Raw genomic sequence first — 17,108 nt, 5'->3', positions numbered from 1 at the left:
ACTAACTATTTTAAAAGCGCTGTATAACTACGCACAGAGTATGTAAGCGGTAAGCGGTAAGCGGTAAGCGGTAAGCGGTAAGCGGTAAGCGGCTTGATGTTAATAAATAAAGCGCCTTAGTCAATATGATTTAAGGCGCTAAGCTACAATTAAAGTTATTAATTTTTATGCAGTGCTTCAATACGCGCTAACAAGCTTGACGTATCATAGCGGCCGCCACCGAGGGCTTGTACATCAGCGTAATATTGATCAACCGTTGCAGTCATCGGTAACGTAGCGCCATTGCTTTTTGCTTCATCAAGGGCAATACCTAAGTCTTTACGCATCCAATCGACTGCAAAACCAAATTCGTATTCACCCGCTAACATTGTTTTATGACGGTTCTCCATCTGCCAAGAGCCTGCCGCACCTTTTGCGATAGTCTCAATTACTTTTTCGCCATCAAGGCCTGCTTGCTTGGCAAAATGTAACCCTTCGGCTAAACCTTGCACAACACCTGCAATACAAATTTGATTCACCATTTTACATAATTGACCAGAGCCTACCTCACCCAATAATTGGCTAAAGCGACTAAATGCCGCCATCACGGGTTGTACTTTTGCAAACACCGCAGCATCACCGCCAGCCATTACCGTGAGTACACCATTTTCGGCCCCCGCTTGACCACCTGATACCGGCGCATCAATAAACGCGATGTTTTGTAATGCCGCCTTTGCAGACACTTCGCGTGCAACTTCAGCAGACGTTGTAGTGTGATCCACTAATATAGTGCCATCAGCCATGCCAGTAAGCACACCATTTTCGCCATAAACCACTGAACGTAAGTCGTCATCATTACCTACGCACATAAACACTATATCCGCGCCTTTGGCTGCAAGTGCAGGGGTAAGTGCCACTTCGCCCGAATATTGCTGTGCCCATTGCTCTGCTTTGGCTGTAGTGCGGTTGTATACGGTAACAGTATGACCTGCATTAACTAAGTGACCCGCCATTGGATAACCCATAACACCTAAACCGATAAACGAAACATTCATTGACATAAAACTGTCCTAATTCAGTGGTAACTTAAAAAGATACTTTGATTATCTCAACCGAATAGTAAAAAAGCGAATGAAAAAGTCTTCATTAAATTTCTTCATGGACGGTTCACAGCAGGTACACTATGGATAGCATCTATCAATTCAGCGCCCCACTTTATAACGGCGAGGATTTTTCTCTTAGCCAATTAAAAGGTAAAACCATTTTAATCGTTAATACCGCCAGTAATTGCAATTTTTCGGTGCAATTAGCTGCACTAGAAAAGCTGTATCAGCAATATAAAGCCAGTGGTTTTATTGTGCTGGCATTTCCGTGTAATCAGTTTGATTACAACGAGCCGATCGACAATGCTGATATTAAAGACTTTTACCAACAACAGTTTAATGTTAGTTTTCCGGTATTTAGTAAAGTAATGGTGAATGGCCCTGAGGCTCACCCGTTATTCAATTATCTAAAAGCTCACACCCGAGGAATTGCACAAAATCGTGCTATAAAATGGAATTTTACCAAGTTTCTTATAAACTCTGAGGGACAGTTATCAGTTCGCTACGCACCGCGTACTAAACCCGAAACCTTAAAAATGGTGATAGAGAGTACCCTTAATGACGCAAATGACAATAGCGCTTTTCAGTTCGCAGAAATATGATCAGGCGTCTTTTGATGCCTGTTTACTTAACTATACAGGCATTTCCATCAGCCACTTTGAACAAGCTCTCAATGAACAAAGTGCGCTTTTGTGTCAAGGCTTTAATGCCGTTTGTGTTTTTGTAAATGATGTAGTCAATGAGGCGGTAATAAAACACATTGCCGCACTTGGTGTAACATCTATTTTACTACGCTGCGCAGGTTTTAATAACGTCGATTTAGCTGCCGCTAAAGCGCATAATATTAAAGTATGCCGCGTACCGGCCTATAGTCCAGAAGCCGTTGCCGAACACTGCATCGCATTAATGCTCACGTTAAATCGTAAAACCCATAAAGCGTATAACCGTATTCGTGAAGATAACTTTGATTTAAACGGTTTGCTTGGTTTTAACTTATTCAAAAAAACCATTGGTATTATTGGTTGTGGAAAAATTGGTCTTGCCTTAATAAATATTCTCAATGGCTTTGGTGCCAATGTATTAGTGTGTGATCCTTATGCCGAACAAGGTGAGTATACACTTTGCGACCTTGATACATTATTAAGCCAAAGTGATGTGATCTCTTTACATTGCCCGCTTAACGACCAAACACATCACCTTATTAATGAGCACGCTTTTGCTAAAATGAAGCAAGGCGCAATGCTAATTAACACCTCCCGTGGCGCGCTCATTGACAGTAAAGCGTGTATTATTGCACTGAAAAATAAGCAACTCGGTTATTTAGGACTAGACGTTTACGAGCAAGAATCTGAACTATTTTTTAAAAACCGCAGCGACGAAATCATGCAAGACGATGTATTTTCACGCTTAGTGAGTTTTCCTAATGTGTTAGTCACCGGGCATCAAGGCTTTTTCACCAAAGAAGCCCTGAGCGAAATAGCCCAAACTACAATACAAAACGCCCATGAAATAGCCAATCAACTCCCTCTGCGTAATGAAGTGAAATGAGGTTCGGTGCTAGATGCTAGATGCTAGATGCTAGATGCTAGATGCTAGATCAAAGTTTAAAAACCAGAGCAGAAAAAATCAACCAAGTTAGCTTTGCTAAAGGCTGTTATTAATTAAAAGCGGCCATTGAAAAAGTTAAACTCGTTCCTGTTTTGATGAGTAGAATCCTAATCTTGTCCGATATCATTATTAACAGCTGTATTGGTGCAAAATAACAAGCTTGATTCCGAGCTATTTTAATTACTTGTATACAAAAGTAATTATTGGTGAAATTATAAGAGTATGTAATATATGCCGTTTGGGTGTGTTATAAACCACCAAAATGGTGTTTAACAAGCTATTATATGTACTAAAGGGATTCGGAAATACTTGAATAAGTTTAACTACAGGTTTGATGCGGCACCCAATTTCAAAGCTAAAATAATTCGCTATTTTGTATATACATTTCTAGTTTTTTTAGCCACTTTTTCATTCGTGTATTTAGCACACTATACGGGAGATTTATTGGGCGTTGACGTTAATAAACCCTTACGGGAAATTCCAACTCATGTTGTTATTTTAGGGTTGTCGGGAATGCTTTTTGCTATAGTGCTTATTTATTCCATTGTGCTTTGGGTTGCCAAATCAATATTTACAAAGTTCAGAGTGTAGTACGAGCAAATAACAAGGCAATCATGACTATGACGTCTAAAGCTAGGCCAGCGCGCATTTTTCGCTAATTTTAGGCATACTTAATAGCCCATATTGCGGCGTTACAACTGTCCCCTATTGACACAGACTGTGTAAAAACTAATTTTTAATAAATTGTCTTAAGTATGTTCTTAGTTTGAAACCATCTAAGATGGTTGCGATCGATTTTTTCTCAGTATCACAATTTTCTCCGCGCGAGCGAAACTGCTATGGCAACGCTACTCTAATCGCTTTACTTAGATCATTAACTCCCATAATTGTTATCATTCTTCTGAAGTTGTAAGCCAGAACATGAAGACTTATTTCTGTCCCCACGCTTTTTAAACCTCGTGTTAGTAAGTGGGTAGCTCCCATCCAGAGTTTAATTGTGCCAAAGGGGTGCTCAACAGTTTGCTTTCGATGAAGCATCAATTCAGGTTCATTCTTTAGCTTTTGAAGCATTTCTTCTGTCAGAACCTCATGCACCCACCGCCTTATTCGCCTAGGGTCTTTTTTAGAGTTAGTGCACTGACTTCTTATTTTACAATCTCGACAAGCAATGTAATTGAAGTAAACATCAAGGTATTTACCTTGCTCAAATACTTGCATTCGATTTTGAAGTTCATTTCCAGCGGGGCATAAGTAAATGTCTTTATTTGCATCGTATTTGAAGAGTGAGCGGTTAAATATCCCTTTCTTTTCAGAGGACGATGTATCCGTCTTGGGCATGATTGGCTCTGCACCCAAATCGATAGTATCTTTTATATCGGGCTGACTGAAGTAACCTTTATCTGCTAATACCCGTATGTCTTTCTTGCGCAATGCTTCTTGTGCGAGTTTTGTCATTGACGCAAGCTGACCTCTATCTGGCACGTTGGTCACGTCATGCGCCACTATGAGGTGGTGCTTGGTATCAACCGCACTTTGCACGTTATAACTCACAACTCTTGTAAAACCTTGAGTTTTCATTAAACGTGAATCAGGATCAGTAGTGGATATTTGCTTGTCAGGATGAGCTTCAACTTGTTCTTTAATCTCGTATAGTTTTTTTAACTGGCTGCGAAAGTCAGCTAGCCTCTCTTTTGTGGCTTTAATTTTTGTGACGTTAGCTTGCTCTTTATCGGCTTCATCAAGTAATTCAAGATAACGTTCAATATTCTTTTCGACTCGGTCGATGTGAAATTTAACTTTGCTTGGCGTAAAATTATTGCCTTTGTTGTTGCTAGCTTTAAACTTACTACCATCGATGGCAACAACTGGTTTCTCAAACATATTCAGGCGACGGCAGACTTCAACAAACGTTTTGCACACATTTTTTATACCGCCTCCGTTGTCTTTTCTAAAGTCAGCAATCGTTTTAAAGTCGGGTGCCAACTTACCAAGTAGCCACATCAGTTCAATATTGCGTTGGCATTCGGTTTCTAATCGGCGAGATGATTGAATACGGTTGAGGTAACCATAAAGATAAAGCTTTAATAGTGTGGCTGGATGATACTTAGGGCGGCCTGTGGACTTTAAGGTTAATCCTTTAAACCCCAATTCAGCTAGATTTAGTTCCTCAATGAAAACATCAATCACTCTGACCGTATTATCTTCACTGACGTAATCTTCCAACGATTCTGGAAATAACGTTGATTGGTCACGACTTTCACCGCTTATAAACTTTGACATATTGCCTCAACCCTCGACTGAATCAATAGTCTTATTATATAAATATCAGTATATTAAGTGAACTAAATGTATAGATTAATCGATCATAAGCAGCAGATACTTAGACCAAAAGGTGATCAGAGTTTTCACACAGTCTGGACACAAATGCGACTCTCAGATTTGATTGATTTCTGCTGATCAAATCTGACAGTTCAAGTTAAGGCTCAACTACTAATACTTACATTTTACGAATAGCGTTTAGTTTATTTACCTTGTTGATCACGCCTAAATCAAAAAGCTGTTGCGCGCTGGATTTGAGCAATTGGGTTTCCTCTGGCGTGCGATGTTCTTTAATGATTAAGTTTGCATAGCTAATTTGCAGCCGGTTTATTGCACGGGTTTTCTTTCGGCATTCAAAGCACTTAATCGCATGTGCATCAATCCAAAATTTTAATTGTTCAAACCAGTATTGTTGCTCTTTCGCAAAAAATATAAATGCTCTGTGACAATCAACACAGTTCTCTTCTATATCAATGTAGAGTTGCCTTGGATATACACTGTAACTTTGTTTTTCGGTTGCTGCGGGAATTGCTGTTTCTGGAAAACAGCGGACACTTTTATAGCGCCAATGGGCATTATCGATTTCTTGCTTTGTATAGCTATTACCTGAAGGAATTGGCTCGCTGCCATATAGTGGGTGGCTTACATATTTGGTCATGTTAGCTATTTCCCAAGCACAAAAAGGATAGCTAAAGCGCCGACTGCTAGAGCAATAATGAAACTTTTATTTAGTTTAGCCAACCAAGGAGAAGCAATAGCGTCTTTCTCTGAGCCGTCTACTCGCGGTGGAAGCTGTTGAGCTGTGGGTCGTGCTGGCAGTTCGCTGTCGGCAAGCTGTTTTATAGTCATGACAACTTGCTCGCCAGTAACGGCATCACCATTGGCAATCGTTATATTCTCAATAATGCCACTGTAATCCGCCATAACTTCTAAAACGACTTTTTCAGTCTCAACATCAAATAGCACATCACCGGCATAGACTAGCTGACCTTCACTAACATAAAGCTTTGCGATGTCTGCTGTGCGTATTGAGTCTGGAAAGACCGGTACTTTCACATCTATGTTCATAATTCCTCCTTGAATAAAACGCAGCGTTAACGCTGCGTGTATTCTCTTATACCTTATAGTCTAACGCTTAAAACTAAAAAACTGACGGCTGACGGCTAAATTATCAACCAAATGCTACATTGGCGAATACCGCGGTCATTAGTATCGGACATACAAAACGGATGTATTGTGCAAACCAAAAACGCATGCCTGTTGCTGCTTCATGTAGTTGATTGCCGCGGTGCCATAACCACCCTACGGTAATAAAGTAAAATAGCCCCATTAATGGTAATTGGTACTGAGTAAGCACCATGATCACTAAGCCAAATAACCAATCAAAGTTAAAGATAATCAGCGATGAAGCAGCAAGAACCGTCAAGCTCACTAAGAAAGTGGCTTTTTTACGTTCAACTTGATGATTTTCAACTAAAAAGGCGACAGGTATTTCGGTTGATGAAATTGTTGAAGTCAGCGATGCAATCGACATTAATACAAAAAACAGTAAGCCAACTAACAAGCCAACTTCACCCATGGTGTTAAATAACTGCGGCAAAATTGCAAAAATTAACTGCCCCTCGCCCACTAGTTTTCCATCACTAAATACTTGTACGCCGTTATGCTGCGCTACATAAATAGCTGGAATAATTAATAGGCCCGCTAAAAATGCCACCCCGGTATCAAGCAAGGCAACCGAGGCTGTTAAGCGTGGTAAATTCGCATCAGGCTGTAAATATGAGCCATAAATCATCATACAACCCACGCCTAACGACAGCGAAAAGAACGCCTGTCCCATTGCAGCAATAATTAAGCTTGGCTCGAGCACTTGGCTAAAATCAGGCACTAAATAGGCTGCAAAACCTTCGCTGGCACCATCAAGGGTTGCTATATAGGCAATTAACCCCACAAGTAATACTAATAACAGTGGCATTAAACGGCGTGACCAGGTTTCAATACCTGACTTAACCCCCTTGAGAATAATGCTCGCGGTGAGGAGCAGCATCAATGGTGTAAATATAAAATTACGTGCCATCGAGTCAGTTTGTAGAAACAGGCTTAATTCATTAAAGCCTAAGAATGTACTTATTGGCTCAAGCGCGTAGGCTAGCATCCAACCGGCCACGATTGAATAAAAGCTCAACATGACAATGGCGCCCACTAAACCTAAATAACCTGCTGCGGCGCCTACATTTGGTGCTTGAGCTTGCCATGCTTTTTTAAGCGCTTTAACCGGATTAGCTTGAGCTTGATGACCTAAATATAATTCAGTATATAAAGCAGGCAGAGCCAATAAAAATATAACAATAAAATAAACCAGCAAAAACGCACCGCCGCCATGATTCGCCGCTTGCGTAGGAAATCCCCAAATATTACCCAATCCAACCGCAGCGCCAGACGCTGCTAAAACAAAGCCAAGGCGGCTTTGAAAACCATCACGCAATTGTGCCATACATCTACAAATCTGTTATTATTTTCATTGTTGTGAATTAAACCATATTTCACAGTCAGTGAGTAATAAATTTGCCTTGGCTTAAATAACCCGTGCACAACCGCACAAAATATAAACATATTTATTCTTTTATCACTTTAATTGTGGATTTTATGCCTGCGTTATTCTTTCAAAAGCAACTAGATATCATTGAGCACACTGTACAGTCACTCAATACACAAACAATTTTGTTATTTGATGCTCAGTTATTAAATGTTGATGAATTCAATCTAAACACATTATTAAGCCCTTTTGAACTTACGGTATTCACTCGCCGTAAGAGTAATAAAGCAAAGCAAGAGTATTTAGCAACACGGTTATTACTTAAGTATTTGGTAAAACGCAGTTTCCCTGAGTTTACCACTCTACCTGCAAATCAACTAAGCTCTGAATTTGACGAGTCTAGTAGTAAATTACTCATCCATATAGCGGGTAGTAGCACAGTAATAAGTAGTTGCCTGTCGCACTCAAATGGTTTTGTTGGTGCGGCATTGAATATCGACCGAATTCAATTTGGCTTTGATATTGAAAAAATAAACTTACAGCGCCCGTTTGAAAAACTCGCTAAGCATTTTTATCATATCGATGAGGTCAATTTAATTACGCAAAATGAATACCAAGGCGCTGAGCGTTTTTTTAGAATTTGGACTTTAAAAGAAGCGCTGGCGAAAGCTACGTCTCGGCCCATTGCCAAACTCTTAAGCCCCAATGTATTTACTGAGCTGACGCAAGCAAACTTAGCGGCGGTGAGCTGCCAATATAATGAGTTTGATATTAGTGTAGTAAGTGAAAAGAGCACTGACTGGCAGTGCTCTGTGGTAAATTCTATTGACTCGTTACGCGCCGTGCTGAGCTTCTAATAAACGACTATGAATAGCTTGGACAACTAAGTCTGACTCGCTTTGCTCAACTAAAAAGCACAAGTTATGTTTACTTGCGCCGTGGCAAATTAGGCGGATATTAAAATCACTTAATACGTTCATTAGGTTCACTTCTTGCTGTTGTAGCTGAATTTGTGAACCAATCAGTGCCACCAGTGTAAGATTGTTTTCAACCGATACATGGCAAAACTCAGCAAGCTTGTCTAAACACTCTTGATCAAGTTCAGGGCGCGACGCATTTGGCGCATTATCTAACGTAATTGCCACACTTATCTCTGAGGTGGTTACCAAATCAACCGAGATATTAAACTCACTTAATATAGTAAATACACGGGCTAAAAAGCCACTTGCTAGTAACATCTCAGGGCTTTTTAGGGTTAACAAAATTTGGTTTTTACGTTGCGTAACAGCACGAATACCTGGTAATTGTGATTTTTCACGTTCGATCCAGGTACCGCCTCGCTCCGGCTCACGGCTTGAACCTACAAATACACTGATGTGGCTGCGGCTCGCAGGTAAAATAGTTGCAGGATGCAATACTTTAGCGCCAAAGGTCGCCATTTCAGCCGCTTCATCAAAACTTAAACGCGCAATCGGAGTCGCTTTGGCACATAAACGGGGATCAGTACTAAATATACCCACTACATCTGTCCAAATATGAACACTTTTCGCGTTGATTGCTTCGGCTAATAATGCCGCACTGTAATCTGAACCGCCACGGCCAAGCGTGGTTGTTTGTCCATGCGCGTCACTACCAATAAAACCTTGAGTAACTACAACATGATCTTTTAAAAGCGGAATTAAATGCTCTCTTGCTGCCGCAGCTGTTGCTGCAACATCTGGCGTTGCTTTAGAAAACTGGCTATCAGTTTTAAGCACTTGGCGAACATCAAAACGAACAGCTTCTAAGCCATTTAAACGCAGCACTTGGGTAAATAAATACGATGATAAACGCTCACCAAAGCTCAGGAGTTCATCTTGTTGTTGTTTTGATTTAACCCCTTCACTTGCTAAGGCTTTAAATGCTTTTAGTGTTTCTTCAAAACCATGAGCTAAATCAGCATCAAGTGACAACTCATTTAAAATCGCGTCTTGAATCGCTACTACGCCGGCAATATTTTCAGCGCGCTCATCACATGAGATATCATTTTTACACAATGTTACTAGGTGGTTGGTCACGCCAGCACTGGCACTAACTGCCACTACCCGTACATTGTTATCGGCTACAATAATTTCACTGCAACGGCTCATTGCATCAAAATTAGCCACACTGGTGCCGCCAAATTTTGCTACTACGATATCTGATTTTTGATTTTTCGCTGACTGTTGTTCATTATTAGCAGCTAATTGGGTATTCATGTCGTCTCCTTTTGTGGCAATCATACCACGATAAAACAAGAAGAACTTGGCAAGGGGGTGCTCGATAAGAAAAGTCCACTGCCAGAAGCTCTCCACCTAATTGGTGACAGTTTTGAGGATTCAGCCCCATAAACCGAAAAACCACTGTGACGTGCAGTTGTTTTTCTCGGCGAATATTTCCCTCCTTAATGGTCGTAGGCAGTCGTCACCTCACATTAAGTACCTAAATACCGCACCTCTTCTGAATGTTAGATTAATTGCATTCTCTAATTATCAATTAAAATAACAAAGCCCACATAAAGTGGGCTTTGAAAGTTATCGTTTAGACGTCTAGCTGTCAAGTTGTTTTAATAATAAAAGCTATTAAATCAAGCTACCTGCTATATATGAGCCAATATAACCGACTGTATACGCGATTAATAGATACACAGACATACGTAAATAACTCATAAATGTGAGCGCTTTTACTTTACTCATAGCAATAATACCGGCCGCAGAGCCGATAATTAGCATAGAGCCACCTACGCCAGTTGCATAAGTAAACGATAGCCATTGCTGCGGACTCATCACAATCTCGGCTTTAAGTAATGCAGCCGTCAGCGGTACGTTATCAACTGCGGCTGATAAAATACCCATTAGGTAGTTCGCATACTGCGCTGGCATTAACTCATAAAGGTGCGTGAACTTGCTTAGCATGCCCACTTCTTTTAACGCCCCTACGAGTAACAACACACCGACGAAGAACAGCAAAGTGTCGTATTCTATTTCTCGGATATAATCGATGATTTTTTTATTTACGTCTTTTTTACGCATTAAGAATTGCGCAACTAAAAACATTAACGATAAACCAAAGAGGAAAGTTAATAACGGCGGTACGTGGTAAAGTACGCTGAAAGTCAGTGTAGCGATAATAGTTGATAAGAAAATAACCGCGATGGTGATATCGGTTTTTTCAATACGGCGCTCTTCTTGTTTGGTGAACTCAACAGCACCATTTAAGCCAAACGACAGCATAATCGCCAGCAACGCCACACTTGCAAGTGCCGGCACGACCAGTAACAATAAGTTAGCAATACTGACTTTACCATCAAGGAAAATCATTAATGTCGTCACATCACCGGTGATCAGTGATACACCACCGGAGTTCACGCTAAAAATAATTAAGGTGGCATATTTAATGAGCTTTTTCGGATCGAGTTTTAACGACATAACCACCGCAAGCGAAATTAATGTAGCGGTAATATTGTCTGATATCGACGAGAATAAAAATGAAAAGCCACCAATCAAAAACATCAGCTTGCGTTCGCTTATAGCACTGGGCATGACTCTGTGCACAATATTTTGGATAAAACCTTTGGAGTTTAAATAGGCAACAAAGGTCATTGCAGCCATTAAAAACAACCATAATGTGGCAATCTCTAAAATATTGTGATCAAGTTGATGTTGTACATTTTCGGGGCTTTCCCCGTTGAGCGGCGAGATAAATAAGATAATCCAGCATAAAGTACCAAAGAAAAGCGTGGTTTTGGCCTTGTTTACATGGATAATATCCTCTATAACGATGAGCACAAATGCTAACGCTATCAGGGTTAGGATAATTGTAGTTACCATGGTGTTTGAACAACCTTTATAAAAATGTAAAAATTGTATGCTATATGCCGCAGGTCGACACGGCGCGCAGTCTAGCACCAAAGACTGTGTAAAACTATTGTAAATTTACTTTTATTCGACTAATCACTGTGAGCTTAAAAATTAGCTAACACAGTATAAATTAGGATTTTTGGAGTTTTATGATCCCAGCTAAAAAGTTGCTAAATACCCTTACAGAGCACTGGGGAATGTTAGAACTGCTATTTAAACGTTTTAAAATGGCCGACTTCAGTCTAAAAGACGTACAAAATGCGATCAAACAAAAACAGCCAACATGGTCAAATGAACGCATATACAAAGAAACCAACCGACTTTTAAACCAAGATATTATTATTCCATTAGCTAAGTCATCGCAGCTAGAAATTAACCGTGCGATCGCAGACTTTGCTACTTTTTTATTACAAGAAGAGCATCTAGGTTTAGCACAAGAGATCACTGTGTTGGTTGACGATTTAGCCAGATTAGGCGATCGCTTAGATAATGCGGGTAATATTGAAGACTACGACGAAATGCGCCGCTTTAGTCGCATTATGGATGATCGGGTGCGCAAAATAATGAAGTTATTTGCTCACAATGAAAATGCAATTTTAAATATTGTTGAACAAGCTAAAGCGAATAACGCTGTTCAATCGCTGCAAAAACGTTACCAAGCAGTCATTGAAGCCTTTGACGAATATATTGAACCGATGCTAGAAATGGTGGATATTCGCGGTAGTTTTCATGCCTGTTTTAATACTATTGAATCCCAGATAAGCAGCCAAATAGAAAGTATTGAACGCAGCGGTAAAGCCTATCAAGACAAACGTATGCTGGAGCGATTGCGCACCCGTATTTTAGAGATGCACCTTGTTGGTCGAGAAAGCTTACGTAAAAGCGCTGATATGTTAATGCCACTGCGCGAAGAGTTACGCCGTAATAATATGATCACTCGTCAAGCCGCTAAGGTACTCGGTTTAGTACGCAAAAATGGCGTTGATAATATGCTCACTGCGGTACAGCCCCATTTTGTGTCTGACACACAGCGCTTTTCATTAGGGCAACAACGCCATATTATTGCTTACATGGCCGCACTCGCTGAGTTTGAACACAGTGAATATGAACTGCCCGATCAACAAGACGTGCCCTCTTTTGTAACGCCTAATATTCCTGATTACCACAATGTAAAAGCGAACTTTAAAAAGCGCTTCAATTCTAAGCGTAAAAAGCCACAGCCATTATTGGCTTTTTTAGGGGAAAGCTACCCCGACCTTGAAGCTGACGAAATGCTGTTTTTATATCAAAAGCTGGTCAGCGACAGTGAGATTGAAATCAGTCAAAGCGATGAAAAAATGCGCGTAAAAATCGCAGGTCAACATTTTTCACTGTTTCCTTTTAATACCAAACCAATTGATTCTAAGCCTGTTGTATCACCACACACAGGGAATGAGTAACCGTTATGACACAAATAAATTTAGATGAACTAAGTCATCTACAAGCGATTAATAAAAAATTAGTCACCGGCTATCACATCAGCGAGCAAGACACTGTAATGTGGCAAGAGCTTGATCAACAAATTGATGCCTACCGCGCATTATTTAATGCATTAGGCCATGATTTACAACACGACAGCCGTGGTTTTTACTATTTTGCCAGTGATGAAAGCACGCCAAACATGGGCAAGATATCCCGTGCAATTGCCCTAACTATTTACATTTTAATTGAGCACTACGCCAACTCAGGTAAAGATCCAATGCGCGCTTTATTTGACGAAGTAAGCGATTTAGAACTGATGCAAACACTAGTGCAAATGAATAAACACTTGTTTGATCAGCTTGAGATTTTCTCTGGCTCTGACTTACGCAAAGACGTGTACTTACGTATGGTACGTTTGGGCCTGAGCCGAGAAGTCGAAACTGGTTTTATGCTACAAGCCCCTATTTATCGCTATATTGATGCCCTAATGGAAGTAAATGAAGAAACCTATATTGGAGAGGACGAATAATGAAAAACCTATACGGCCTCAGTAAGTTGGCATTATTAAATACCGCAGGTTACGCCAAGTGTGTTATTCCACTGGATAAAAGCAGCTCAATTTGTGCGCCTAACAATACCGGTAAAAGCTCGGTCATAAACGCCCTACAGTTTCCCCTTATTAATGATTTACGCCTCACTGAATGGGACGGCCATGATTTAGACGAAACCCGTAAGTTTTATTTTTCATCTGATCAATCTTATATTTTACTCGAAGCCGATCTGCCCCACGGACCTGTGGTGATTGGGGTGGCAGGGCTTGGTAAAATTGCCGGTTACGCCCATCAGTTTTTTTGTTATCAAGGCAAACTTGACCTTGAGCAATATACACAAGGCAAAACCATCATTAAGTTCACTAAGCTGTTTAATCACTTAAAAGAGCAAGGGTTTAATCCGATTGAGCTTAAGGCCCAAGAGCTGAATGCCCTATTGACTGGCGGCGCAACGCCATTTGATGGCGACATTAACTTAAAAATGATCCCGCTCAACAATGTGCAAGACTCAGCCATCTATAAAGAAATTTTCCGCCGTATTTTGAACTTACATAAGCTCGGCGCAGCCGATGTAAAACGCTTTATGTTACGTGTGTTTGAACGCCATATGTCAAACTCTAAGGTCGATTTTTATGAAGTGTGGCGTCGTTCATTCGATAAAGTAAACCGTGCAAAGCGTGAATTAAAAGCCCTTGAGTCAATGCAAGAGCCAATTAGCGCACTTGAATCAATGCTTGAAAACCAAACAGTGTTAAAAGGTAAGTTAGCGGCTTATGCGCCTAAAATAGATCAAGCTCTAATTGATTTTGATACTTATCAACAAGCTCAACTAGACGATCTGAATCTGGCACTTGAAGACATTGAACAGGAAAAGCACGAGTTTGAACAAAAACAACAACTGTATGTACAACAATCTCGTGATATTGAACGTAAGCAAACTCAAATTGAGCAATGGTTTTTAGATTTTAATGCTTTAAAAGCCGAGTTTGAACTAGTCAATAAAGCCACGCTAAAAGTCAGCCTTGCTCAGTTTAAGCAAGATTATGAGTCACTCTCACACTCAATTAATAGTGCTCAAGGGCAAAGCTTACACACTCTTGATTTCCGTATTAGTGAAACGCAAAAACAAATTAAGAGCTTAAAGCTGCAACTTAAAAACCTTGAGTTTAATTTGTTTACGCGTATGCGCGAGGATTTATCGCTCAAAGAAGTCGAAGAAATTTCGCGTATTTTAAACCCTGATATTCTCTCGTTTGCAACCACCAGCAACGGTGATATTACTATTACCGACGAAGATGCCTTTGGTGCGTTTTTAGAGCAATTATCAGAAAACGTAAAAGGCGGCATACTCACCCTACCCGGCGCAACGATTAAACTGAAAAAGCTCTCACCAGTACAAATGCAAAGTGGCGAAAATAAAGAGCAACTTACAGCGCAGTTAAATGCTCTTGAAAATTCATTGCAAGAATTTAAGCAACAGCGAGACGTTGCGGCCAATGTGGCTGAGAAGCAAAAAGAAAAAGATACACTTTATGATGAGCTAATCAGTGCCGAAAGCGCGCTTAAACGCTTTGAACAATTTGAAGTGATGCTGCAATCCATTGATGCACAAGCCATGCTAAAAGAGCAATTACTAGCAGAGCGCGAGCAAGTTGATGATTACTTGCAAGATATTCAAGCAAATAGTGGCTCAATTGCAGATAGACGCTCAATAATAAAGTCTAAAAAAGAACTTATATCACGCCAAGCGGATCGTCTGCGCCAAGTTAAATCGGAGCGAATCGACCATACGCTTGATTTATACAGCGGAAAAGTCACGCCTTATATGATCGATATTCAGATCGACTTTGATAACTTAAGCGATTTAGTACATCACTTTAATAAGGACTGCCAAGAGCTACGTAATTTTGATATCAACGTACGTAATACCTATTTGCATATTTATAATGCCGGTATCACAAAGTTTGACAACGAAAATGACGAATTTAGTAAATACCAAAAACTCATTAGTGCATTTCACAATATTGATAATGAACGCGATGCTGTTGAACGCCAAGCCCGTGTGGCCCTTACCGAAGTTGCAGCCACGATTAAAGGCCTACGTGAAGATTTAGACAGGCTACGTCGTGAAATGAACAGCTTTAACAAAGGTATTAGTCAGCACCGTATATCTAACCTGCAAGCGTTTAAAATTAACGTGATCCCCCGCAAAATGTTGGTTGATAGCATTGATACGATCATCAGTACTTCAAGCCAATTTGAGCAAGGTGATACTTTGGATTTACTCAGCCAAGAACCCTATAGCGAAACGGCAGTAAACGAAGCGAAAGATCACTTAATTAAACTTGCCTCTGATAAAGCCGGTTTAACCCTGACTGATCTATTTGATATCCGTTTTGAAGTGGTGAATCGAGCTGGTGAAACTGAGCATTTTGAAAAAATAGATTCAGCCGGTTCAAATGGTACGCGGATCACCATTAAATTATTGTGCGGTATGCTGTTTATTCGCTATTTATTAAGTGATCAAGAACAAAACTTATACCGTATACCTATATACATTGATGAAGCCGCAGACATCGATCCACAAAATCAAAAAGCGATTATTGAAACAGCCCTAAGCTTTGGTTTTGTGCCAATATTCGCCTCAGTGAAACCACAAATTAGTTGTGATTACATTGTGCCCATTCGCTCAGTTAAAGATGGTGCTCAAAACTGGGTGGATGAGAAAGATTGGATCGAAGTGGAGCATGACTCTCTCACTAAAAATACTGAAATATAGGGCATAGTTAATTCACTATTCAGTAATCTGCAACTAAACTGACAGTTTAGTTGCTATTGCTATATTTTATTGAACTTAGTTTGAAAAATAGCAGTAAAAATATATTAAGTTGAATTATTTTTATGTTATGTTATCAAACAAATAGCTATATATATTTTGCCAAGGAGCAAACACCATGAAAAACTTACTAATTGCCGTAGCAGTCCTTATGCTAGCAGCCTGTGCAAAAACACCTGATGTTGATTATGATAAATCAGTTGATTTTAGCAACTACAAAACATTTGCTTGGTTTCCACAAGCGACATTAGCAAACGCGGGTAACTATCAAATTAGTCCGTTAATGGAGCAGCGTGTTCGTGAAGCGGTAAATACCCAATTGCAAGCGCAAGGTATGACATTAGCAGACACAACTACTGCCGACGTATTACTTAACTACCATGCATCTGTAGATACAAAAATTGATGTGGATACATTTAACGTTGGTTACGGCGCTCAGTGGAACTATTGGGGGATGGGCTATAACACGCAAACTACAACGCGTGAATATGATGTAGGTACTTTAGTACTTGATGTTGTTGACCGTGCTTCAAATCAACTAGTATGGCGTGGTGCTCGTGAAGGTCGTTTACAAAAGAAACAATCTCCAGAAGAGCGTAACGAAGCAGTAAAAGAAGCCGTAGCGACAATTCTTTCTGGCTTCCCGCCTGAAAAACTTGCAAAATAATCTGCTATAAATAATTTTAAAAGCTCACTGTTTGGTGAGCTTTTTTGTGCCAAAATTTTATTTTAGGTGCTTATACCAATCGGCTTAAATATTTAACCATTCTAGCGGGCTAAATAAAGCGCTAACAGCGTTAGTAATTTTTCAAGTACGACTGCATGGATGCAGGAGGT

At 40.1% G+C, this 17,108-nt stretch carries 14 protein-coding genes and 1 riboswitch; of the genes, 7 read left to right on the top strand and 7 right to left on the bottom strand.

What is annotated here, in order from left to right:
• Positions 1 to 158 precede the first annotated feature (158 nt).
• Positions 159 to 1,040 carry an NAD(P)-dependent oxidoreductase gene (locus tag CWB85_RS06180; RefSeq protein ID WP_138554407.1) on the bottom strand — a complete coding sequence of 294 codons (882 nt, stop codon included), beginning with the start codon at positions 1,038 to 1,040 and terminating at the stop codon, positions 159 to 161.
• A 122-nt stretch (positions 1,041 to 1,162) separates the two neighbouring features.
• On the opposite strand from CWB85_RS06180, the gene CWB85_RS06175 reads away from it, so the two are divergent.
• Both CWB85_RS06175 and CWB85_RS06170 read left to right on the top strand, forming a co-directional pair.
• Positions 1,163 to 1,684, top strand: a complete 522-nt coding sequence (locus CWB85_RS06175) for a glutathione peroxidase (protein WP_016707384.1) — start codon at positions 1,163 to 1,165, stop codon at positions 1,682 to 1,684.
• A complete protein-coding gene (locus tag CWB85_RS06170; RefSeq protein ID WP_016707385.1) occupies positions 1,650 to 2,630 on the top strand; it encodes a 2-hydroxyacid dehydrogenase in 981 nt (326 codons plus the stop codon). Before CWB85_RS06175 ends, CWB85_RS06170 begins: the two co-directional genes overlap by 35 nt.
• An 897-nt stretch (positions 2,631 to 3,527) precedes the next feature.
• Here the strand turns inward: CWB85_RS06170 and CWB85_RS06165 are convergent.
• From CWB85_RS06165 to CWB85_RS06150, 4 genes are all read right to left on the bottom strand, one after another.
• Positions 3,528 to 4,970, bottom strand: a complete 1,443-nt coding sequence (locus tag CWB85_RS06165) for an IS1182 family transposase (protein WP_138554406.1) — start codon at positions 4,968 to 4,970, stop codon at positions 3,528 to 3,530.
• 217 nt (positions 4,971 to 5,187) lie between these two features.
• On the bottom strand, positions 5,188 to 5,667 hold the full coding sequence (locus CWB85_RS06160; protein ID WP_138554405.1) for a zinc-ribbon domain containing protein: 480 nt from the start codon (positions 5,665 to 5,667) through the stop codon (positions 5,188 to 5,190).
• Positions 5,668 to 5,672: 5 nt separating this feature from the next.
• Positions 5,673 to 6,077 (bottom strand): biotin/lipoyl-containing protein, encoded by a 405-nt coding sequence (locus CWB85_RS06155; RefSeq protein WP_138554404.1) that lies wholly within the window; start codon positions 6,075 to 6,077, stop codon positions 5,673 to 5,675.
• A gap of 103 nt (positions 6,078 to 6,180) precedes the next feature.
• Positions 6,181 to 7,503 carry a sodium-dependent transporter gene (locus CWB85_RS06150; RefSeq protein ID WP_138554403.1) on the bottom strand — a complete coding sequence of 441 codons (1,323 nt, stop codon included), beginning with the start codon at positions 7,501 to 7,503 and terminating at the stop codon, positions 6,181 to 6,183.
• A gap of 152 nt (positions 7,504 to 7,655) precedes the next feature.
• Between CWB85_RS06150 and CWB85_RS06145 the strand changes: the two genes are divergently transcribed.
• The gene (locus CWB85_RS06145) at positions 7,656 to 8,402 is read left to right on the top strand and encodes a 4'-phosphopantetheinyl transferase family protein (RefSeq protein ID WP_138554402.1); all 747 of its coding nucleotides are present in this window, start codon (positions 7,656 to 7,658) and stop codon (positions 8,400 to 8,402) included.
• Here the strand turns inward: CWB85_RS06145 and lysC are convergent.
• Together lysC and nhaD are read right to left on the bottom strand one after the other, a co-directional pair.
• Positions 8,379 to 9,782, bottom strand: a complete 1,404-nt coding sequence (gene lysC / locus CWB85_RS06140) for a lysine-sensitive aspartokinase 3 (protein ID WP_138554401.1) — start codon at positions 9,780 to 9,782, stop codon at positions 8,379 to 8,381. The two genes, CWB85_RS06145 and lysC, sit on opposite strands and share 24 nt — an antisense overlap.
• A 77-nt stretch (positions 9,783 to 9,859) precedes the next feature.
• A riboswitch (Lysine riboswitch) is annotated at positions 9,860 to 10,031 on the bottom strand.
• Positions 10,032 to 10,145: 114 nt separating this feature from the next.
• Positions 10,146 to 11,393: a sodium:proton antiporter NhaD gene (gene nhaD, locus CWB85_RS06135; RefSeq protein WP_138554400.1), complete on the bottom strand. Its 1,248-nt coding sequence runs from the start codon at positions 11,391 to 11,393 to the stop codon at positions 10,146 to 10,148.
• A gap of 179 nt (positions 11,394 to 11,572) precedes the next feature.
• Here nhaD and CWB85_RS06130 point away from each other — a divergent pair, with 179 nt between their 5' ends.
• The 4 genes from CWB85_RS06130 (at position 11,573) to CWB85_RS06115 (ending at position 16,938) form a co-directional block, all read left to right on the top strand.
• A complete protein-coding gene (locus CWB85_RS06130; RefSeq protein ID WP_138554399.1) occupies positions 11,573 to 12,862 on the top strand; it encodes an MksB family condensin complex protein in 1,290 nt (429 codons plus the stop codon).
• Between the two features lie 5 nt (positions 12,863 to 12,867).
• Complete coding sequence (locus CWB85_RS06125; RefSeq protein WP_138554398.1) at positions 12,868 to 13,413, top strand: condensin complex protein MksE; 546 nt, start codon at positions 12,868 to 12,870, stop codon at positions 13,411 to 13,413.
• Positions 13,413 to 16,214: an Mks condensin complex protein MksF gene (locus tag CWB85_RS06120; protein WP_138554397.1), complete on the top strand. Its 2,802-nt coding sequence runs from the start codon at positions 13,413 to 13,415 to the stop codon at positions 16,212 to 16,214. Before CWB85_RS06125 ends, CWB85_RS06120 begins: the two co-directional genes overlap by 1 nt.
• Positions 16,215 to 16,389: 175 nt before the next feature.
• Positions 16,390 to 16,938 (top strand): DUF4136 domain-containing protein, encoded by a 549-nt coding sequence (locus CWB85_RS06115; RefSeq protein ID WP_138554396.1) that lies wholly within the window; start codon positions 16,390 to 16,392, stop codon positions 16,936 to 16,938.
• Positions 16,939 to 17,108 lie beyond the last annotated feature (170 nt).

Origin of the sequence: Pseudoalteromonas sp. S1727 (assembly GCF_005886375.1) — a bacterium.
Lineage (GTDB): Bacteria > Pseudomonadota > Gammaproteobacteria > Enterobacterales > Alteromonadaceae > Pseudoalteromonas > Pseudoalteromonas haloplanktis.
This window is presented reverse-complemented; position numbering and strand designations above follow the sequence as displayed.